Raw genomic sequence first — 20,908 nt, forward strand, 5'->3', positions numbered from 1 at the left:
TCTCTTCAAACCACGTCAACTCTATCTGCAACCTCAAAACAGTGTTTTGAGCAACCTGCGGCTAGTTTCCTAGTTTGCTCTTTGATTTTCATTGAGTATTATTTTACCATATTTCATGGAAAAATGGAGAGAGTTTTCAGAAAAGAGAAAGAGAACCCGAAGGCTCTCTCATTCTCTTTTATTCTACTGTTTCTTCCACAGTTTCAACGGCAGTATCCACAACTACTTCTGTTGTTTCTTCGTTTCCTTCTTCCTCTACTGGAGGATTAAGATATTCTTCTTCGTTGATAGCTTGTGGTTCAAGGTTACGGTAACGGGCCATACCAGTACCAGCTGGGATGATCTTACCGATGATAACATTTTCTTTAAGTCCAAGGAGATGGTCTTTCTTACCACGGATAGCCGCGTCAGTAAGGACACGAGTTGTTTCCTGGAAGGAAGCCGCTGACAAGAAACTATTTGTTTCAAGTGAGGCTTTGGTAATTCCCATAAGGACTGGGCGACCTGTCGCTGGAACTCCACCTGCGATAAGGACATCTTTGTTAGCATCTGTAAAGTCATTGATATCCATGAGGGTACCCATGAGAAGATCTGTGTCACCTGGATCCATGACACGAACTTTACGGATCATTTGACGAACCATTACCTCGATGTGTTTGTCACCGATTTCTACCCCTTGGCTACGGTAAACTTTTTGTACTTCACCGAGAAGATAAGTTTCAACTGACAAGACATCACGGACTGCAAGGAGACGTTTTGGTTGGATAGAACCTTCTGTAAGAGCGGCACCACGCGCTACTTGGTCTCCAACTTCTACACGCATACGAGCTGTAAATGGAACGACGTACTCACCTTCGCCAGTTTCACCCTTAACAAAGACTTTCTTAGTACGAGTTGAAGCGTCTTCTTCGATAGCGGTAACTTGTCCTTTAACCTCTGTGATAACCGCTTCCCCTTTAGGATTGCGGGCTTCAAAGATTTCTTGGACACGAGGAAGACCCTGAGTGATATCGGTATTTGAGGCAACCCCACCCGTGTGGAAGGTACGCATTGTAAGCTGTGTACCAGGTTCCCCGATAGATTGGGCAGCGATTGTACCAACTGCTTCACCAACTTCAACCGCATCACCAGTCGCCAAGTTGATACCGTAACAGTGACGGCAGACACCATGACGAGTGTTACATGTAAATACAGAGCGGATAGTCACTTCTTCCACACCAGCATTGACAATTTCACGCGCTTTGTCTTCTGTAATCAACTCATTTGGACCGATAATAACTGCACCAGTTTCTGGATGTTTAACAGTTTTCTTAGTGTAACGACCGTTGAGACGCTCTTCGAGTGACTCGATCATCTCTTTTCCTTCTGCGATAGAGCGGATCAAGAGACCACGGTCAGTTCCACAGTCGTCCTCACGGATGATAACATCTTGGGCAACGTCAACCAAACGACGAGTCAAGTAACCTGAGTCGGCTGTCTTAAGGGCCGTATCGGTCATACCTTTACGGGCACCGTGAGTTGAGAAGAACATTTCGAGTACTGACAAACCTTCGCGGAAGTTTGAAAGGATTGGCAATTCCATGATACGTCCGTTCGGAGCAGCCATCAGACCACGCATACCGGCAAGCTGTGAGAAGTTTGAGATGTTACCACGGGCTCCTGAGTCCATCATCATAACGATTGGGTTCTTAGGATCTTGGTTGGCAATCAAGCGTTTCTCTAGTTTTTCACGAGCAGCACGCCATTCCGCTGTAACGGCATTGTAACGCTCGTCGTCTGTGATCATACCACGACGGAATTGTTTGGTGATTTGTTCTACACGTTTGTGTGATTCTTCAATGATTTCAGCCTTGTCATCAACAACTGGGATATCGGCAATACCCACTGTCAATCCTGCAAGAGTTGAGTGGTGGTAACCGAGGTTCTTCATACGGTCAAGTAGGGCAGAAGTTTCTGTCGTACGGAAACGTTTGAAGATTTCAGCGATGATATTTCCAAGGTTTTTCTTCTTGAATGGAGGGTTAAGTTCAAGATTGCTGATAGCTTCCTTGATATCTCCACCAAGTGGCAAGAAGTATTTAGCTGGAACGCCTTCTGTCAAGTTGGCATTGTTTGGTTCTTGCAAGTATGGTAGACCCTCTGGCATGATGTCGTTGAAGAGGATTTTACCAACTGTTGTAAGCAAGACTTTATGTTTTTGCTCTTCTGTCCATGGTTTGTTAAGGCTATCTGTTGCGATACCAACACGTGAGTGAAGGTGAACATAACCATTGCGGTAAGCCATCACAGCTTCATCACGGTCTTTGAAGACCATTCCTTCACCTTCACGACCAGCTTCTTCCATGGTCAAATAGTAGTTACCCAAAACCATGTCCTGAGATGGAGTAACAACTGGTTTACCATCTTTCGGGTTCAAGATGTGCTCAGCAGCCAACATCAAGATACGAGCTTCTGCTTGGGCTTCTTCTGAAAGCGGTACGTGGATGGCCATTTGGTCCCCGTCAAAGTCAGCATTGTAGGCTTCACAGACAAGTGGGTGCAAGCGAAGGGCCTTACCATCAATCAAGACTGGCTCGAAGGCTTGGATACCCAAACGGTGAAGGGTCGGTGCGCGGTTCAAAAGCACTGGGTGTTCTTTAATCACTTCTTCAAGAATATCCCAGATACGTTCATCTCCACGTTCCACCAAGCGTTTAGCTGCTTTGACGTTTTGCACGATATCACGGGCAACGATTTCACGCATCACGAATGGTTTAAAGAGTTCGATCGCCATTTCACGTGGCACACCACATTGGTACATCTTAAGAGTTGGACCAACAGCGATAACGGAACGTCCTGAGAAGTCAACACGTTTACCGAGCAAGTTTTGACGGAAGCGTCCTTGTTTACCTTTAAGCATGTGGCTCAATGATTTCAGCGGACGGCTACCTGGTCCTGTGATTGGACGACCACGACGACCATTGTCAATCAAAGCGTCAACCGCTTCTTGAAGCATACGCTTCTCATTTTGAACGATGATACCTGGTGCATTCAACTCAAGCAAACGAGCCAAACGGTTGTTACGGTTGATAACACGGCGGTAAAGGTCGTTCAAGTCAGATGAGGCAAAACGACCACCATCCAACTGCAACATTGGACGAAGATCTGGTGGAATAACTGGAAGGATGTTGAGAATCATCCATTCAGGTTTGTTTCCAGACTTGTAAAAGGCATCCAAAACATCCAAACGACGGATGGCTTTGACACGTTTTTGTCCAGTAGCTGTTTTCAACTCTTCTTTGAGTTCAGCAATTTCTTTTTCAAGATCTACTTGTTTCAAAAGGTCTTGGATGGCTTCGGCACCCATCTTGGCAACGAATGATCCATAACCATACTCACGCAAGCGCTCACGGTATTCGCGCTCTGTCATGATAGACTTGTGTTCAAGTGGTGTATCCTTAGGATCAATCACCACATAAGCCGCAAAGTAGATAACTTCCTCGAGGGCACGGGGGCTCATATCAAGGGTCAAGCCCATACGGCTTGGAATTCCCTTGAAGTACCAGATGTGAGATACAGGAGCTTTCAACTCAATGTGCCCCATACGCTCACGACGAACTTTTGTACGCGTTACTTCAACCCCACAGCGGTCACAAACAATCCCTCTATAACGAATACGTTTATATTTACCACAAGCACATTCCCAGTCTTTTGTAGGACCAAAGATAACTTCATCAAAGAGTCCTTCGCGTTCTGGTTTCAAGGTACGGTAATTGATTGTTTCAGGTTTTTTGACTTCTCCATAAGACCATGAACGGACTTTGCTTGGAGAAGCTAGGGTGATTTGCATACTTTTAAAACGATTTACATCAACCACTATTTCTTCCCTTTCTATTCTAAGTGAACTGCTTATTCTTCTTCAGCAGCTTCTTCTGTTGCTTCCGCTTTTGTTGCTTTTTCAGCTTCTTCAGCTTCAAAGGCTGCTTTAGCCTCTTGGGCTGCTTTTTCGCGGGCTTTTTCAAGGTCATCTACGTGGATGACATCTTCGTCCATTCCTTCATCCAAGTCGCGAAGTTCCACTTCTTGGTCATCTTCGTCTAGGACACGCATGTCAAGACCAAGAGATTGCAATTCTTTGACAAGAACTCGGAAGGATTCTGGAACACCTGGTTTTGGAATTGGTTTTCCTTTTGTAATAGCTTCATAGGCTTTCAAACGTCCGTTGATATCGTCAGACTTGTAAGTCAAGATTTCTTGAAGGACATTTGACGCACCGTAGGCTTCAAGAGCCCAAACCTCCATCTCACCGAAACGTTGTCCACCAAACTGAGCTTTACCTCCAAGTGGTTGTTGGGTAACGGTTGAGTAAGGTCCGACTGAACGCGCGTGCAATTTATCGTCAACCATGTGGTGGAGTTTGATCATGTACATGACTCCGACAGAAACACGGTTATCAAACGGTTCCCCAGTACGTCCATCGTAAAGGATTGTTTTGGCATCGCTATCCATACCAGCTTCTTTAACAGTTGACCAAAGGTCTTCAGAACTTGCTCCGTCAAAGACTGGTGTTGCGATGTGAATACCAAGAGTACGAGCAGCCATACCAAGGTGGAGCTCCATAACCTGACCGATATTCATACGTGATGGCACCCCAAGTGGGTTCAACATGATATCGACTGGAGTTCCGTCTGGAAGATAAGGCATGTCTTCTACAGGAACGATACGAGAGACAACCCCTTTGTTTCCGTGACGTCCGGCCATCTTATCTCCGACCTTGATCTTACGTTTTTGAGCGATGTAGACACGAACCAGCATGTTAACACCTGATTGCAACTCATCTCCATTTGCACGTGTAAAGATCTTGACATCACGAACGACACCATCGGCACCGTGTGGTACACGAAGAGAAGTATCACGCACTTCACGAGACTTGTCTCCGAAAATAGCGTGCAAGAGACGTTCTTCAGCTGAAAGGTCCTTCTCACCCTTAGGTGTTACTTTACCTACAAGGATATCACCTTCTTTAACCTCAGCACCGATACGGATAATACCCATTTCGTCAAGGTCTTTAAGGGCATCTTCACCAACGTTTGGAATTTCACGAGTAATTTCTTCAGGCCCAAGCTTTGTATCGCGTGTTTCTGATTCGTATTCTTCAAGGTGAACAGATGTGTAGACATCGTCTTTCACCAAGCGTTCGCTCATGATAACGGCATCCTCGAAGTTGTAACCTTCCCATGTCATGTAGGCAACGATTGGGTTTTGTCCAAGCGCCATTTCTCCATTTTCCATAGAAGGTCCGTCAGCGATGAAATCGCCTTTTTCAACGACATCGCCAACTTTAACAAGCGTACGTTGGTTGTAAGCGGTACCTGAGTTTGAACGACGGAATTTTTGGATGTGGTAAACGTCCAATGAACCATCTTCACGACGAACTTCTACCTTGTCAGCATCTGCGTAAGTAACTTTACCATCATACTGAGCAATCACAGCAGCTCCTGAATCGTGGGCTGCTTGGTATTCCATACCAGTACCAACGTAAGGTGCCTGAGGATTGATCAATGGCACAGCCTGACGTTGCATGTTGGCTCCCATGAGGGCACGGTTGGAGTCATCGTTTTCCAAGAAAGGAATACATGCTGTCGCAACGGCAACTACCTGTTTTGGTGATACGTCCATGTAGTCAACAACATTAGCTGGATACTCTTGGTTGACCCCTTGGTGACGTCCCATGACAATCTTCTCAGCAAAGGTTCCATCTTCATTCAGACGAGAGTTTGCCTGAGCTACAGTATATTCATCTTCTTCATCGGCTGTCAACCAAACGATTTCGTTTGTAACAACGCCTGTTTCACGGTCAACCTTACGGTATGGTGTTTGAACAAATCCATATTTGTTCAAGTGTCCGTAAGATGACAAGTTGTTAATCAAACCGATGTTAGGTCCTTCAGGTGTCTCGATTGGACACATACGACCGTAGTGAGTGTAGTGCACGTCACGTACTTCATATCCAGCACGGTCACGTGTCAAACCACCAGGTCCCAAGGCTGACAAACGGCGTTTGTGAGACAACTCAGAAAGTGGGTTGTGTTGGTCCATGAACTGTGACAACTGTGATGAACCAAAGAATTCTTTCACCGCAGCTGTTACAGGACGGATATTGATGATTTGTTGTGGTGTCAAGACTTCATTGTCCTGAACAGACATACGTTCACGGACATTACGTTCCATACGAGAAAGTCCAAGACGTACTTGGTTAGCAAGCAATTCACCAACCGCACGGATACGACGGTTTCCAAGGTGGTCGATATCATCTACACGACCAAGTCCTTCAGCCAAGTTGAGGAAGTAACTCATCTCAGCAAGGATATCAGCAGGAGTGACGATACGAACCTTGTCATCTGGATTAGCATTACCAATGATGGTTACAACACGGTCTGGATCAGTTGGTGCAACAACCTTGAATTTTTGAAGAACAACTGGCTCAGTCACAACCGCTGCATCATTCGGAATGTAAACAATCTTGTTCAAGTCACCATCCAAATGGCTTTCAATGCTTTCAATCACACTACGAGTCATAACAGTTCCAGCTTCTACCAAGATTTCTCCTGTTTCAGGATCTACCAACGGCTCAGCAATTGTTTGATTGAGCAAACGTGTTTTAACATTGAGTTTTTTATTGATCTTGTAACGACCAACTGCTGCTAGGTCATAGCGACGTGGATCAAAGAAACGAGCTACAAGTAAGCTACGTGAGCTTTCAGCAGTCTTAGGCTCACCTGGACGAAGACGTTCGTAAATTTCTTTCAAGGCTTCGTCTGTACGAGAATCCATTGGGTTCTTGTGGATATCTTTTTCAACAGTGTTGCGAACCAATTCGCTGTCACCAAAGATATCAAAGATTTCATCATCACCTGAGAAACCAAGCGCACGAACCAAGGTTGTAAATGGAATCTTACGAGTACGGTCGATACGAGTGTAGGCGATGTCTTTCGAGTCACTTTCAAGTTCCAACCAAGCTCCACGGTTAGGGATAACCGTTGAACCGTAGCCCACTTTACCGTTTTTATCAACTTTATCGTTAAAGTAAACACCTGGTGAGCGCACCAACTGAGATACGATGATACGTTCACCACCATTGATAATGAAAGTACCCATTTCTGTCATGATTGGGAAATCACCAAAGAAAACTTCTTGAGTTTTGATTTCGCCTGTTTCTTTATTGATCAAGCGGAAAGTTACAAAAATTGGTGCTGAGTAGCTAGCATCGTGGATACGAGCTTCTTCTAGCGTATATTTTGGTTCCTTGATTTCATATCCAACAAATTCCAACTCCATTGTGTCTGTGAAGTTTGAAATTGGCAATACATCTTCAAACACTTCCTTCAGACCATGGTCTAGGAAATCTTTGAATGAGTCAGTTTGAATTTCAATCAAATTTGGTAAGTCAAGAACTTCTTTGATTCTTGAAAAACTACGACGGGTACGATGTTTCCCGTATTGAACGTCATGTCCTGCCAAGATGATTCTCCTTTGTAAATAAGTTCCAAGCCTTGTCAATCAGGCTTTCTAATCGTCATATGGTTGTAAAACCCCTATCACCGTGTCCTCTTGACGAATTTTCAGAATCTTTAAGTCTTTGTTACAAATACTCAAAATCCTGAAAAAAAGCACAAAAAGAGCAGCTAAATCTGACTTTTTCAGAAGATTTAACTGCTGTGAGCCTTGTCCGGACAATATTTCAGACAAAACCTACGACAAATGATTATTTACATTATATCCTATTTAGCTAGATTTTTCAAGAGGATTCTGTAGTTTTTTGGTAATTTTTTCCCATAGAAAACTTGGCATCACATTCGAATCACACTATGGTACAAAAAACTGAAAAAGCTATTGACTGAAAATCATTTTCAAGGTATAATAAGAAACGTTAAGGCGGTATAGCCAAGTGGTAAGGCACGGCTCTGCAAAAGCTTGATCGTCGGTTCAAATCCGTCTACCGCCTTCTATAACTTGATTTATCAGGTTTCAAATGAACAGAAAGCCCAATTTAAAGGGCTTTTTTTTATTTTTCTTCTGATAAATACGGATAATTTTGAAAAAATTTTGGGGCTGAGTTTTCCCAGAATACGACTTCCCTATGAATTAACCGAAATAGACTCCAGTCTCTCGTGCTCTTTGCTATAAAGTCATTAAAGAACCTTTGAAACTGAAAAAAGCTTCGTCACGCCTGGTGACAAAAGCCTCTAGTTTACTCTGTTTCTTCTTCTATTTCGACTTCTGTAATTTGGACTTTTACCTTGGTAACACGTCCATTTTTCACCTTATCATTGGTTAGGATAAGCTGTTTGTTTTGGCTGACTAATTCATAACTGAGTTTTTCAGTCGTTGGAATGGTTCCAATTCCTGTCAAATAATAACCAGCGATGGTATCAACGTCATCACTTTCCAGTTCAACATCAAAGTAATTATTGAAATCATTGAGGGTCATAGTTCCTTGAACAATATAGGTATCCTCGCCAATCTGATGAACATCTATTGCTGCTTTGTCCGTTTCATCATCGATTTCACCAACAATTTCCTCTAAAAGGTCTTCCAAGGTTACCAAACCAGCCATCCCACCGTATTCATCCAGCAAGATTGCCATTTGTCTTTGAGTGTTTCGCAATTCTTTTAGCAAGTCATCCACAAAAATAGTTTCAGGTACAAAAAGTGGATCTTGTAAGATTTTCTTCCAAACAATATTATCAAAACCGTCCACAAAACCAGCCTTAAGGAGACTCTTGGTGTGAATGATTCCAATTACATTGTCCTTATCCCCATCATAAACCGGGATACGAGAATAATTTTGTTTTAAAATACTTTGGATAATGGCTTGACTATCATCCTGAATATCCACCATAAAGGCATCCGTTCGAGGAACCATAACCTCTCGTGCCATCAGTTCATCGAGCGAAAAGACACCTTGTAGCATCTCAATCTCATCAGCATCCAATGTTTCTTCACTATTTGTCAGCATATAGGCAATTTCATCACGGGTCATCTTTTCATCCGCATCATCGAATGACATAGGAGTCAAATGGCTCAAGAAATTGGTCGAAGCAGCTAAAAGCCAAACAAAAGGACTGACTAGTTTTCCGATCCCAATGATAACCGGCGCTGTACGAATTGCCAAGGCATCCTTTAGATTAAGAGCGATTCTCTTAGGATATAATTCCCCAAAAACGATGGAAATATAGGTCAAAAATGCCAAGGATAGAAAAGTTGCCACGGCTTGTGCTGTTTCGCCATTTCCAATCCAAGAGGCAATCACACGGCCTAGAGTATCAGCTAAACTCGCCCCTGATAAGATTGTAATCAGGGTGATTCCTACCTGAATGGTTGATAAAAAGTGGTTAGGATTTTCTAGTACCTTCAGCAGGCGGATGTAGCGTCTGTCTCCTTCTTCCGCCTTTTGTTCAACTCGGGCACGATTAAGAGAAACCATGGCCATTTCTGTGGCTGAGAAAAAGGCATTTAATACCGTCAAGATAAACAATAAAACAAATTGTAGCAACAAATTCTGACTACTTGGGTCTTCCATAGTTCTTCTCCTAAAATAGTATCTTGTCACTTATTATATCACAAAAATTAACTCAGTACATATTATTTTTTCTCAGTGTCTATTCTAGTTCTACTTAAATTGTCCAAAAAAGAACTCCTATATCCATAAGTGACATAGGAGTTTATCTTATCTTTTACTGAGTTACCGTTACTTCTCCAGTTCGGTAATCCAGTTGAAGTCCCTTTTGGACATTGGGAACTAGAACATTGAATTCCAATTCTCCGTCTGAAGACTTGGCTTCAATCTGTGAAGCTGAAGGAACTAAATCCTCGTTTGAAGCGTAATAAAGGGTTACACGGTAACGGACACGCTTGTTTTGGTCCAAGGCTTTACGCACCTTGCTTTCATAGTAGTTTTGACCAGTCGAATCCTCGGCTTGCGCCTGATTTGCCCAGGCTGTTTGAACAGCAATGTTTTTGGGATTGCTTGTTGAGGCATCAAAACCATCCAAGCCACCGATTAAGGCATAGCCTAACAAGTGCCCTCTATCAACGGCATGGGTATAAGAGCCCTTTAGATTCTTAACCTGATGCCAACCTGGAGGAGTCCAAGAAGTTGAACCATTCCCAGTTTCTTCACGATTCTTGTACTGGCGAGTGGCCTTAGACAAGAGGGCATTAGCCACGGTTGGAACAGTTTCCTTGCCCACTGTCTTTGTTTTATTATCAGCGTAGGGCTTACTTGAAACCTTGGCATTTAGGTTTGTTTTATTACCATTGACGATAAAAGCACCAGCCCCGTTCCACTCCAGACTCCCTTTTATTTGGCTTTTGACTGCATCTGTTAAGACACTTTCCGCCAATTCTTGACCAGGCGCGTCTGGTGATTGACTTTTCTGACTTATTTTTGTCTTAGCAGCCTGATTGCCTAGTTCATTCTGCTTAATATAATAGCTCCCCGCAGATAAGAGCAATAACACTAGCAAGCCAATCAGTGTCTGTCTTGTTTTTTTGTTCATATTTCTCCTTATCTTTATAAAAAGGCTGGTCTCCCAGCCTAATTTCCTGTAAATTTATGAATCAATTCCTGCCATTTTGCTGGAGACAAGATAGCCCATGGATCTTGACCCTTGCCCAAGATTCCATAGCCGACCATTAAGCCGATTCCTAGGGCTAGAAGCCCTAAAATCAGTACCAAAATAACTAAAAGTAAACGCTTGATTACGTAGCTTGATTTCTTATTCTTCTTCATCACTTGCCTCAATCCGCTGAATCTTAGCACCTAGCTGCTCCAACTTCTCATGGAATCGGTAGTAACCTCTATCCAAGTGAACCAATTTACCGACCACAGTTTCTCCCTGTGCTACCAAACCTGTCAAAATCAAGGCTGCACTGGCACGAAGGTCAGTTGAAAGAACTTCTGCTCCCTGCAAAGCCTGTCCACCAACAATACGAGCTGTATCACGGATAATTTCCGAGTGCAAGCCCATGCGTCGCATTTCTTCTAGGTGTTGGAAACGATTTTCGAAAACTGTCTCCACCATGGTTGATTCGCCTTTTGCGACTGTCATCAAGGCTGTAAATTGAGCCTGCATATCTGTTGGAAATCCTGGGTGGGGCAAGGTTTTTACATGAACAGCTTTTAGATTTTCTAGTTGAGAACGAACACGAATTCCTTCAGTCTCCTCTGTCACTTCCACTCCCATTTCAAGCAATTTGGCAATCAAGGGACGGTTGTGCTCCCAAACAGCGTCTCGAATCAAGACATCACCACCAGTCATGGCAGCAGCTACCATAAAGGTTCCTGCTTCGATACGGTCTTGGACTATATTGTGAGTCGTACCATGAAGTTTCTCAACACCAGTAATGGTAATAGTCTCTGTACCAGCCCCTTTGACCTTGGCTCCCATTTCATTGAGGAGAATGGCTAGGTCGACAATCTCAGGCTCACGCGCAGCATTTTCAATCACTGTGACCCCATCAGCCAGAGTCGCTGCCATCATCAAGTTCTGCGTAGCACCAACACTTGGAAAGTCCATATAGATATGGGCACCATGTAAGCGATCAGCCTTGGCTTCGATATAACCAGCAGTCTGGCTAATCTTAGCCCCCATAGCTTCCAGACCTTTCAAATGAAGATCGATAGGGCGACTACCAATCGTACAACCACCTGGCATGGATACTTTGGCATGACCTACACGGGCAAGGATTGGCCCTAATACAACGATGGAGGCGCGCATCTTGCTGACATACTTATAAGGGGCTTCCTCAGTGATGTCGCCAGTAGCATCCACCTCAACAAGATGGGCTTCCTCATCAAAGTCAACCTTGGCATTCAAACCACCAACTACCTGATTCATAATAAAGACATCCGACAAGATCGGTACATTCTGTAAGACTGTCTTTCCTTCACTTGCTAGAATAGTCGCTGCCAACAAGGGCAAGACTGCATTCTTTGCTCCTTCGATGGTTACACTTCCTACCAGACGATTATCGCCACCTTGAACCACAATTTTGTCCATACTCGTTTCCTTTACATTTGATTTTATAATAATCCTCTAAGCGCTTCTTGCCACAACTGATATAGGCCGATAAAGAAAGAACTCATGATATAGCCCATGACAATGCTGAAAAAGGCTACTAGTAAACGAACTTTTCCTGTATTCTCAGTTGTCACTTTTAAAACCTTTTCCCATCTAACAAGATTCTTTAAAAGGTAAAAACTCACATAAATAAAGAGCATGTGACTGCTTAGAGTGAATAATAATTGAACCATTTGACTATTATACCATCTTCTCTGTTTGTGCGCTAGTTTGGAAACTTCACTTAAAAACTAGGGATTGTTTTTCAAGTAATCAATTGCATCTTGTAGGGTTTTAACAGGCACGATTTTCATATCTGTCTTGATTGTTTTGGCTGCTTCTAGGGCTGTTTGGTAGTTGTTTTTTGCATCCGGGTGTGCTTTTTGTTCTTCTTCGCTAACAGGGTTATCAGGGGCAAAGAAAATAGCGGCACCTGCTCTAGCCGAAGCTACAACTTTCTTGTCAATACCACCAATATCCCCCACATTGCCATCGCGGTCAATGGTACCTGTACCGGCAACAATACGACCATTACGAAGACCTGGGTGAGCTATTTGAGTATAGATAGCTAGACTAAACATGAGGCCAGCACTTGGACCGCCAATACCAGCTGTTGAAAAACTAATTGGGACATTGCTGATTACCTCTGTACGATCAATCAAGCCGATTCCAATCCCATTTTTTCCATTTTCCAAGCTGATAATCTTTCCTTCTGCAGACTTGGTTTGCCCATCCTCTTCATAGGTGACCTTGACGGAGTCCCCTAATTTTTGAGAACTGACGTAATCAATCAAGTCTTTAGAACTATCAAAGGTCTGATCATTGACTGCTGTGACCGTATCAGAGATATTGAGAATCCCTTTAAAGGTTGAATTATCCGTCACATTCAAGACATAAACCCCAAAATACTTGAGTTCGATATCCTTACCAGCTGTTTTTAGACCTTGATACTTGGCCATATTTTGCGATGTTTGCATGTAGAATTGATTGATCCGCATAAATTCAACATCGGAAGTTCCACCTGTGGTCTCCTGGGCACTACGAATATCTGTAAAAGGCGTCAACCAAGCATAAACCATATGGGCTAAAGTGGCATGCTGGACACCAACCGTAACAAAGTGATAGGCACCAGCCGCCTGATCTTCTCTGTCATTTACTTTAAGGACTTGGCGAATATCTTCCGAACCACCTGGAACCTCTATATAGTAGGGCAAAGGCACTACAAATGCCAAGAAGGTCACAATCAAGGCCGCAATGACATATAAGGGCCATCTAATCTTTTTTTTCATTTCTTATTTCCTCCAAAATACTCTCAGGAACATAGCAAGCAACATCCTGACCAAACTTCAATAGCTCTCTAACACCTGATGAACTGAGATAGAGATGTTCAGGTCGGCTATGTAAATAAATAGTCTCTATATCAGGAGACAGCTGATGGTTGTAGTAATCAAAACTGGCTTCATATTGCAAATCCGACGCATTCCTCAAACCTCTCACTAGGCAAGTAGCCCCCAGTCTTTTCGCAACATCAACCACCAATTCATCATGAGAAGACACAACTTCAACATTTTCCAAATGTTTCAAAGCTGTTTCTAGCCCTCGTTTACGATTTTCGATAGGGAGAAATCCTTGTTTGTGGGGATTAAAAAAAATACCCACATAGAGCTTATCAAAAAGTCTGCTCGCCCGTTCAATGATATCCAGATGCCCATTTGTCATCGGATCAAATGAGCCTGTGAATAAGCCAATCTTATCTGACATAGACTGTCACCTTACTAATTCCATAAATTTTTTCCTTCCAGATGCCCAGGCAGGCAATTTCTTCTGGAAGTTCAACGGCTTTATCCGTCTCACAGACGACCATGACATCTTCAGAAAAAAGCTCCCTCTCAGCCATTTTTTCAATATCTGCTACGATTTGTTCCTTGGCATAAGGAGGGTCTAAGAAAATGAGATCGAATTCCCCAGATACCTGTTCCAATGCCCTTTCTGCATCCATCTTGAGGAGTTGAAATTTTCCAACTTCCTTGGTCATCTGAATATTTTCAGCCACGATAGCCTGAGCCTTACGGTCTCGTTCCACCAAAACAGCGCTGGACATGCCACGCGATACTGCCTCGATAGATAAACCACCACTACCTGCATAAAGGTCCAAGACTCGCCCCCCTTCAAAGTAGGGACCAATCATGTTAAAAATAGCTCCCCTAACCTTATCTGAAGTAGGTCTTGTCGTCTTGCCTTCTAGTGTCTTGAGGGGACGTCCCCCATAGATTCCTGATACGATTTTCATACCGTTTATTATACCAAATTATAGACAAAAAGAGAAAGAAGAGGCTGGCTAGTACTAAATTCGAGGATAAAATTCAGAAAATCTGTCTATAATAAAACGCATAACATCAACCTTTACTGAACTGATATTATGCGTTTTTATCATTTTGAAACTTTTAAAATCCTTATCTACAAAATATTTTCGTAAGTATCGCGGACTTCTTGAGGCCAAACACTTGTTTGCACTTCTCCGATGTGTTTCTTGCGAAGTAGAAACATAGCCATCCGAGATTGTCCAATTCCCCCACCGATTGTCAATGGGAATAGGCCGTTCAACAAAGCCTTGTGCCATTCCAATTCTAAGCGGTCTTCATCACCTGTGATGGCAACCTGACGGCGAAGCGTTTCTTCATCTACACGAATCCCCATAGAAGACAACTCAAAGGCTCCACCTAAAGACTCATTCCAAACAAGAATATCGCCATTTAGACCCTTGTAGCCATTTTCAGACTCGCTTGTCCAGTCATCGTAGTCTGGTGCACGTCCATCGTGCGGTTTACCATCTGGCAACTCGCCACCGATACCAATCAAAAAGACGGCTCCAAATTCTTTACAGATAGCATTTTCACGTTCTTTCGGTGTCAAGTCTGGGTAGCGTTCTACCAACTCTTCTGTGTGGATAAAGGTGATTTGTTTTGGCAAGATTGACTCGATGTCATAGCGGGCTTCAACAGCTAGCTCTGTCAAACGAATAGCCTTGTAAATCTTCTCAACTGTTTCTTTTAGATAAGCGATATTGCGTTTACCATTTGGGATAACCTTCTCCCAGTCCCACTGGTCAACATAAACGGAGTGGGTCGCATCAAGCGAATCTTCGTCTGGACGAAGAGCCTTCATGTGGACAAAAAGACCTTCTCCCTCACCAAAACCAAAACGGGCCAAAGTATGGCGTTTCCATTTAGCAAGAGAGTGCACCACTTCATAAGTAGCATCAGGGATTTGGAGAACCTTGACCGATACGGCATTCTCAACACCTGATAAGTTGTCCTGCATCCCGTCGCCGACCCTGCTCAAGATAGGACCTTGAACTTCTACAACTTCTAACTTATCTTTCAAATACTGGGTAAAAGTGTTTTTGACAAAGGAAATTTCTTCTTGTTGGTGGATAAAACTTTTCTTCATAGGCTACTCCTCAAAAATTAGTTAAAAGCATTATACACCTATTTCCAAGAAAAGAAAAGAGAAAATATAAAAAATCAGTGCTCCTTGGAACACTGATGTCATGGACCTTCTAGTCATTACGACCGAAGATACGTAAAATACTTAGGAAGAGATTGATAAAATCAAGATAGATACTGAGAGCCATTGACACAACCCAACCTGTCGCTACACGACCTTGTGATTGCTCATAGGCAAGGCGAATTTTTTGGTTATCCCAAGCAATCAACCCAGAGAAGACCAAGACCATGGCTACGCTGATCATATAATCAAAGAAACCGCTAGCCAAGAAAATATTGACTACCATAGCAATCAGTAAACCAATGAGAGCTGCCATCATTGCTCGACCAAGGCCACTCAAGTCTTTCTTGGTGAAGATACCAACTGCCGCCATGACAAAGAAGAGAAGGGCGCTCGATACAAAGGCAGATAAAACTGTACCCGGAGTATAGAAAGCCACCACAAAACTAAGGGTAAAGCCGTTTAATACTGAGTAAAGTAAAAATACTGGAAGAGCCGCTGGACTATTCTTTGAAGCCATACTACTGGCAACGAAAACCAAGGCCAACTCCGCAAAAGTAGCAATAGTCAACCAGAGACGCCCCTGCATCAAAAAGTAAAGCAACTGAGACTGAAAGACCGTCAACATAAGGCCTGATACCAAAGCAGATAGTCCGATTCCCAGACCAACAAAGGCATAGACTTTAGCGTAAAATTGATTGAGACCTGCACGGTCATGTATAATAGTGTGATTCATCCTTTTCTCCTTTTCTATGAACATCTTTCCTTGATTATAGCAAAAAAAGTTAAAATTAGCTTAAATGGAAGATTAAAATACCGGCCGCAACCGCAACATTCAAACTCTCCGCCTGCCCCTTCATGCTAATGTGGACCAACTGGTCTGCACTTTCAGCCATGAGGGGACTAATTCCTTGCCCCTCATTTCCCATGACTAGTACAAAATTTTCTATAGAAGGCAGTTCTCTGTAATCAACAGAATCTTTAGATAGGGTTGTTGCCAGCACTGGGATACCTGCCTCTTTGGTTTCCTTAAGAAGCGCTTGACTAGACATTCGGTAAATAGGCAGATGGAAATGACTGCCCTGCATAGAACGTAAGGTCTTGAGACTGTATATATCTGCCGACTTTTCTGAAACAATTACTCCAGTAAAACCTGCTGCATCCGCAGTCCGAATGATCGTTCCCACATTACCAGGATCTTGCACATCTTCCAAAAATAAGAACTTGCCCTGACTAAAGTCAGCTTGTCCTACTTCTTCTTTTTGAACCACGGCAACGATTCCCTGTGGAGTCTGAGAATCCGCCAAATCTAGCAGAATATCCTCTGACACCCAGACAGTTTGCGGAAAGGCAGCTAACTGATCTCGGTAATTTTCTAGGGCAAAGATTTTCTCAATCGTCACTCCAGCTTGAACAGCTTCTTCAAACAAGTGCCAGCCTTCAATCAAATAGGAAGACTTGCGATATTTTTTTTGGTGTAATTTCTTGGCATTTTTTACCACAGAATTGGCTTTTGAGGTTATAATAGTCATAGAAATATTATAACACAATCAAAGGGGTTTGGTATGCAAAAGGTTAGAATGATTGCCCAAGGTAGGGTACAGGGAGTCGGCTTTCGTTGGGGTGTTTACAGCTTGGCACTTGAAATTGGTGGCATCACAGGTCGAGTATGGAATAACGACGATGGCACAGTGGAAATCTTAGCCCAAGCAGACTCATCTGCTATCATGGCAAAATTTATCCAAGAAATCCGAAAAGGACCCACACCTTTTTCAAAAGTCAGCTACTTAGATGTCAAACTGAGCAACTTTCCTCCTTACCCTGACTTTAAAATCGCAAATTAGGTCTCCAGAACTATTGTATATTTTGTAAAAAAACAGTAGAATAGAAAGGTATAATTTTTAAAGAAGGAATAAAAACAGTGAAATCTATTAAACGTTTTGCACTCTCAGCTATGGGAGTGGCTATGTTGCTTGTTTTGACTGGCTGTGTTAGCGTCGATAAAGCAACAGGACAGCCAACAGGAGTCATTTGGAATACTATCGGAGCGCCTATGGCTGAAGCTATCAAGTACTTCGCTACTAATCAAGGTCTAGGCTTCGGTGTCGCTATCATCATCGTAACCATTATCGTGCGCTTAATTATCTTGCCACTTGGTATCTACCAATCATGGAAGGCAACGCTTCACTCTGAAAAGATGAACGCCCTCAAGCACGTCCTTGAGCCACACCAAACTCGTCTCAAAGAAGCAACTACTCAAGAAGAAAAACTCGAAGCCCAACAAGCTCTCTTTGCTGCTCAAAAAGAGCACGGCATCAGCATGTTTGGTGGTGTAGGATGTTTCCCTCTCCTCCTTCAAATGCCTTTCTTCTCTGCAATTTACTTTGCTGCCCAACATACTGAAGGGGTTGCTCAAGCAAGTTACCTAGGCATTCCTCTAGGCTCTCCAAGTATGATTTTAGCTGCCTGCGCTGGTGTCCTTTACTATCTTCAATCACTCCTTTCACTTCACGGAGTAGAGGATGAAACGCAAAGAGATCAAATCAAGAAAATGGCTTACGTGAGCCCAGTCATGATTGCCGGCTTCTCCCTCATTTCACCAGCCAGTGTCACACTTTACTGGGTTGTCGGTGGTTTCATGATGATTCTCCAACAGTTTATCGTCAACTATATCGTTCGTCCAAAACTTCGCAAAAAAGTCCGTGAAGAACTGGCCAAGAACCCACCAAAAGCAAGTGCTTTCTCTACACCAAGTGGACGAAAAGACGTTACCCCTGAACAACCAACTGCTATCACAAGCAAGAAAAAACACAAAAATCGCAACGCTGGAAAACAACGTTCGAGATAAGAAGAAAAAGGCTTAGCTGGTTTGCTAAGTCTTTTTGCTAGTCATACTCTTCGAAAATCTCTTCAAACCACGTCAGCTTCGCCTTGCCGTATATATGGTTACTGACTTCGTCAGTTCTATTCACAACCTCAAAACAGTGCTTTGAGCTAACTTCGTCAGTTCTGTCCACAACCTCAAAACCATGTTTTGAGCAGCCTGCGGCTAGCTTCCTAGTTTGCTCTTTGATTTTCATTGAGTATCAAAAGCCCGATGTTCCCATCAGGCTTCTTTTTTATCCATGCACACGTTTCATATAGTCTTGGTAACTTTCGGTATCCATGAGTTGTTTAGCGTTCTTGACGCGATCTGCTGTTGGTGGTTTAACCCCTTCGAGTGAATATGGAATTCCCAATTCACGCCATTTGAATTCTCCCATGGTGTGATAAGGCAGAATTTCAAACTTATCAACATTTTTAAGGGTCTTGACAAACTTCCCAAGTTCAATCAAGTCATCATCTCTGTCTGTCAAGCCTGGAACTAGCACGTGGCGAATCCAGACAGGTTTTCCAATATCTGATAGATACTGGGCACAGGCCAGGATGTTTTTATTGGTTTGGCTAGTGACAATCTTGTGCTGTTCTTCGTTGATTTCCTTGATATCCAAGAGAACCAAGTCAGTGACGGCCATGAGTTTGTCAAACTTCTCAAGGTAACGTGGTTTATTACGGAAAGGAAGAGCACAGGTATCCAAGGTACAGTGGATTCCGTGTTCTTTGGCCTTGGTAAAGAGGGCAATCAGGAAATCAATCTGCAAGAGGGCTTCTCCTCCACTGACTGTAATACCGCCCTTATTTCCCCAGAAACCGCGGTAGCGCAAGGCCTCTGTCAAAACATCATCTACCGTCCGTTCACGTGATTTATTGGACTCCATAGCCCAAGTGTCCGGGTTGTGGCAATACTGGCAACGCATGTGACAGCCCTGCAAAAAGACAATAAAGCGAATACCAGGCCCATCTACTGACCCAAAGCTTTCTGTCGAATGCACCATTCCTGTCACTTGTCCATAATCAATTGTTTCTTCAGACATATCGTTACCTTCCTTGAAAACGTTTTATAGTTTTATTATATCACGACTTGAATGAAAAACAAGATTTTTGCCTATTTTTTAGAAAGCAATCTGTTTTTCAATTTCATTTTCAATTACTTATCATTTTATTCTTCAAAATCAAAACCATACAGGGTTGCAAAATAGTCCTCAGGGCGCTCTGCACGGCGGATTTGACGGGCTTTGCCTTCTTCGGTATAGAGGATTTCCGCAGAACGAAGTTTGGCGTTGTACTGGTAGCCCATTGAAAATCCGTGGGCACCTGTATCATGAATGACCAGCAAATCACCGATTTCTGTATGAGGCAGTTCGCGATTCACTGCAAATTTATCATTGTTTTCGCAGAGTGAGCCGACCACATCTACCACTTCAGCTGGTCCATCTGGATGGGTCACGTTAGTAATATGGTGGTAGGCTCCGTACATAGCTGGACGCATGAGGTTGACTGCTGATGCATCCACACCTAGATAGGTACGGTAAGTTTTCTTCTTATGAGTGACTCTTGTGACCAAAGCACCGTGAGGTGCCAACATAAAACGACCCAATTCGGTGAAAATCTTGACCTGACCAAGACCTGCTGGCGTAAGAACTTCTTCATAAACCTTACGAACCCCCTCACCAATCAAGGCAATATCATTTGGCTCCTGATCAGGACGATAATTGACACCAATACCGCCAGAAAGATTGATAAAGTCTAGCGAAATGCCCAACTTTTCCTTGATTTCAACAGCCAATTCAAAGAGCTGACGCGCCAACTCTGGATAATAGAGATGAGTCACAGTATTAGATGCTAGAAAGGAGTGAATCCCAAAAGTCTTAGCTCCTTTTTCCTCCAAGATGGCAAAAGCTTCAAAGAGCTGGTCCTTGGTCATGCCAAACTTGGCTTCTCCAGGATTGTCCATGATGTCTGTTCCCAGTTCAAAAACGCCTCCGGGATTGTAACGACAAGAGATGATTTCTGGAATACCTGCTGCACGCTCCAGATGTTCAATATCTTCAAATGCATCCAAGTTAATGGTCGCACCCAATTCACGCGCATAGGCATATTCCTTATCTGGCGTATTGTTTGAAGAGAACATGATCTCAGAACCTGGAAAATCCAGTTTATGGCTCATCAAAAGCTCCACATAACTAGAGCAGTCCACTCCACAACCTTCCTCTTGAAGAATTTTTAAAATAGCTGGGGTTGGAGTAGCCTTAACTGCAAAATATTCCTTAAAGCCCTTGTTCCACGAAAAGGCTTGGTTGACGGCTCTTGCCTTCTCACGAATTCCCTTCTCATCATACAAGTGAAAGGGAGTCGGGAACTCGTCAACAATCTTTTCTAAGTCTTCTTTATTGATAAATGGTGTTTTCATAAGTTTC

17 protein-coding genes and 1 tRNA gene are annotated in these 20,908 nt (G+C 43.2%); 3 read left to right on the top strand and 15 right to left on the bottom strand.

Features of this window, described 5'->3' with window-relative positions; translation table 11 throughout:
* Positions 1–178: 178 nt before the first annotated feature.
* Positions 179–3,856 carry a DNA-directed RNA polymerase subunit beta' gene (rpoC, locus tag HT728_RS02450; RefSeq protein WP_049487426.1) on the bottom strand — a complete coding sequence of 1,226 codons (3,678 nt, stop codon included), beginning with the start codon at positions 3,854–3,856 and terminating at the stop codon, positions 179–181.
* 32 nt (positions 3,857–3,888) lie between these two features.
* A complete protein-coding gene (gene rpoB / locus HT728_RS02455) occupies positions 3,889–7,500 on the bottom strand; it encodes a DNA-directed RNA polymerase subunit beta (protein WP_173233579.1) in 3,612 nt (1,203 codons plus the stop codon).
* 413 nt (positions 7,501–7,913) lie between these two features.
* On the opposite strand from rpoB, the gene HT728_RS02460 reads away from it, so the two are divergent.
* Positions 7,914–7,984, top strand: a tRNA-Cys gene (locus tag HT728_RS02460).
* Between the two features lie 246 nt (positions 7,985–8,230).
* Here HT728_RS02460 and HT728_RS02465 read toward each other — a convergent pair.
* From HT728_RS02465 to HT728_RS02515, 11 genes are all read right to left on the bottom strand, one after another.
* Positions 8,231–9,562, bottom strand: coding sequence for a hemolysin family protein (locus HT728_RS02465; protein WP_173233581.1), 1,332 nt, complete (start codon positions 9,560–9,562; stop codon positions 8,231–8,233).
* 154 nt (positions 9,563–9,716) lie between these two features.
* On the bottom strand, positions 9,717–10,541 hold the full coding sequence (locus tag HT728_RS02470) for a DNA/RNA non-specific endonuclease (protein ID WP_173212200.1): 825 nt from the start codon (positions 10,539–10,541) through the stop codon (positions 9,717–9,719).
* Positions 10,542–10,579: 38 nt separating this feature from the next.
* Positions 10,580–10,774, bottom strand: coding sequence for a DNA-directed RNA polymerase subunit beta (locus HT728_RS02475; protein WP_050236587.1), 195 nt, complete (start codon positions 10,772–10,774; stop codon positions 10,580–10,582).
* Entirely contained in the window at positions 10,761–12,044 is a 1,284-nt protein-coding gene (murA, locus tag HT728_RS02480; protein ID WP_057488227.1) for a UDP-N-acetylglucosamine 1-carboxyvinyltransferase, read from the bottom strand. Before murA ends, HT728_RS02475 begins: the two co-directional genes overlap by 14 nt.
* A 23-nt stretch (positions 12,045–12,067) precedes the next feature.
* The gene (locus HT728_RS02485) at positions 12,068–12,298 is read right to left on the bottom strand and encodes a DUF1146 family protein (RefSeq protein ID WP_078156193.1); all 231 of its coding nucleotides are present in this window, start codon (positions 12,296–12,298) and stop codon (positions 12,068–12,070) included.
* Between the two features lie 57 nt (positions 12,299–12,355).
* Positions 12,356–13,393, bottom strand: a complete 1,038-nt coding sequence (locus tag HT728_RS02490; protein ID WP_173233583.1) for a SepM family pheromone-processing serine protease — start codon at positions 13,391–13,393, stop codon at positions 12,356–12,358.
* Positions 13,377–13,865: a pantetheine-phosphate adenylyltransferase gene (coaD, locus tag HT728_RS02495; RefSeq protein ID WP_057488225.1), complete on the bottom strand. Its 489-nt coding sequence runs from the start codon at positions 13,863–13,865 to the stop codon at positions 13,377–13,379. Before coaD ends, HT728_RS02490 begins: the two co-directional genes overlap by 17 nt.
* On the bottom strand, positions 13,855–14,394 hold the full coding sequence (gene rsmD, locus HT728_RS02500; RefSeq protein ID WP_000706954.1) for a 16S rRNA (guanine(966)-N(2))-methyltransferase RsmD: 540 nt from the start codon (positions 14,392–14,394) through the stop codon (positions 13,855–13,857). The genes coaD and rsmD overlap by 11 nt, the downstream gene beginning before the upstream one ends.
* Before the next feature lie 167 nt (positions 14,395–14,561).
* Positions 14,562–15,554 (bottom strand): aspartate--ammonia ligase, encoded by a 993-nt coding sequence (gene asnA / locus HT728_RS02505; RefSeq protein ID WP_000748003.1) that lies wholly within the window; start codon positions 15,552–15,554, stop codon positions 14,562–14,564.
* 109 nt (positions 15,555–15,663) lie between these two features.
* Positions 15,664–16,347 carry a Bax inhibitor-1/YccA family protein gene (locus HT728_RS02510; RefSeq protein WP_173233585.1) on the bottom strand — a complete coding sequence of 228 codons (684 nt, stop codon included), beginning with the start codon at positions 16,345–16,347 and terminating at the stop codon, positions 15,664–15,666.
* A gap of 55 nt (positions 16,348–16,402) precedes the next feature.
* Positions 16,403–17,143 carry an RNA methyltransferase gene (locus HT728_RS02515; protein WP_173233587.1) on the bottom strand — a complete coding sequence of 247 codons (741 nt, stop codon included), beginning with the start codon at positions 17,141–17,143 and terminating at the stop codon, positions 16,403–16,405.
* Positions 17,144–17,176: 33 nt separating this feature from the next.
* Here HT728_RS02515 and HT728_RS02520 point away from each other — a divergent pair, with 33 nt between their 5' ends.
* Positions 17,177–17,455, top strand: coding sequence for an acylphosphatase (locus tag HT728_RS02520; RefSeq protein WP_001174612.1), 279 nt, complete (start codon positions 17,177–17,179; stop codon positions 17,453–17,455).
* A 77-nt stretch (positions 17,456–17,532) separates the two neighbouring features.
* The gene (yidC, locus tag HT728_RS02525) at positions 17,533–18,459 is read left to right on the top strand and encodes a membrane protein insertase YidC (RefSeq protein ID WP_173233589.1); all 927 of its coding nucleotides are present in this window, start codon (positions 17,533–17,535) and stop codon (positions 18,457–18,459) included.
* A gap of 271 nt (positions 18,460–18,730) precedes the next feature.
* On the opposite strand, the gene pflA is transcribed toward yidC, so the two are convergent.
* On the bottom strand, positions 18,731–19,525 hold the full coding sequence (pflA, locus tag HT728_RS02530) for a pyruvate formate-lyase-activating protein (RefSeq protein WP_057488220.1): 795 nt from the start codon (positions 19,523–19,525) through the stop codon (positions 18,731–18,733).
* A 125-nt stretch (positions 19,526–19,650) separates the two neighbouring features.
* Positions 19,651–20,901: a diaminopimelate decarboxylase gene (locus HT728_RS02535; RefSeq protein ID WP_173233591.1), complete on the bottom strand. Its 1,251-nt coding sequence runs from the start codon at positions 20,899–20,901 to the stop codon at positions 19,651–19,653.
* Positions 20,902–20,908 lie beyond the last annotated feature (7 nt).

Origin of the sequence: Streptococcus sp. 544, from assembly GCF_013277385.1 — a bacterium.
In the GTDB taxonomy this organism is placed as follows: Bacteria; Bacillota; Bacilli; order Lactobacillales; family Streptococcaceae; genus Streptococcus; species Streptococcus mitis_BA.

What these genes read in the sequence shown, in the direction of transcription:
- HT728_RS02465 (WP_173233581.1), bottom strand. Translation starts at nt 9,562, where the DNA reads ATGGAAGACCCAAGTAGTCAGAATTTGTTGCTACAATTTGTTTTATTG.
- HT728_RS02470 (WP_173212200.1), bottom strand. Translation starts at nt 10,541, where the DNA reads ATGAACAAAAAAACAAGACAGACACTGATTGGCTTGCTAGTGTTATTG.
- HT728_RS02475 (WP_050236587.1), bottom strand. Translation starts at nt 10,774, where the DNA reads ATGAAGAAGAATAAGAAATCAAGCTACGTAATCAAGCGTTTACTTTTA.
- murA (WP_057488227.1), bottom strand. Translation starts at nt 12,044, where the DNA reads ATGGACAAAATTGTGGTTCAAGGTGGCGATAATCGTCTGGTAGGAAGT.
- HT728_RS02485 (WP_078156193.1), bottom strand. Translation starts at nt 12,298, where the DNA reads ATGGTTCAATTATTATTCACTCTAAGCAGTCACATGCTCTTTATTTAT.
- HT728_RS02490 (WP_173233583.1), bottom strand. Translation starts at nt 13,393, where the DNA reads ATGAAAAAAAAGATTAGATGGCCCTTATATGTCATTGCGGCCTTGATT.
- coaD (WP_057488225.1), bottom strand. Translation starts at nt 13,865, where the DNA reads ATGTCAGATAAGATTGGCTTATTCACAGGCTCATTTGATCCGATGACA.
- rsmD (WP_000706954.1), bottom strand. Translation starts at nt 14,394, where the DNA reads ATGAAAATCGTATCAGGAATCTATGGGGGACGTCCCCTCAAGACACTA.
- asnA (WP_000748003.1), bottom strand. Translation starts at nt 15,554, where the DNA reads ATGAAGAAAAGTTTTATCCACCAACAAGAAGAAATTTCCTTTGTCAAA.
- HT728_RS02510 (WP_173233585.1), bottom strand. Translation starts at nt 16,347, where the DNA reads ATGAATCACACTATTATACATGACCGTGCAGGTCTCAATCAATTTTAC.
- HT728_RS02515 (WP_173233587.1), bottom strand. Translation starts at nt 17,143, where the DNA reads ATGACTATTATAACCTCAAAAGCCAATTCTGTGGTAAAAAATGCCAAG.
- HT728_RS02520 (WP_001174612.1), top strand. Translation starts at nt 17,177, where the DNA reads ATGCAAAAGGTTAGAATGATTGCCCAAGGTAGGGTACAGGGAGTCGGC.
- pflA (WP_057488220.1), bottom strand. Translation starts at nt 19,525, where the DNA reads ATGTCTGAAGAAACAATTGATTATGGACAAGTGACAGGAATGGTGCAT.
- HT728_RS02535 (WP_173233591.1), bottom strand. Translation starts at nt 20,901, where the DNA reads ATGAAAACACCATTTATCAATAAAGAAGACTTAGAAAAGATTGTTGAC.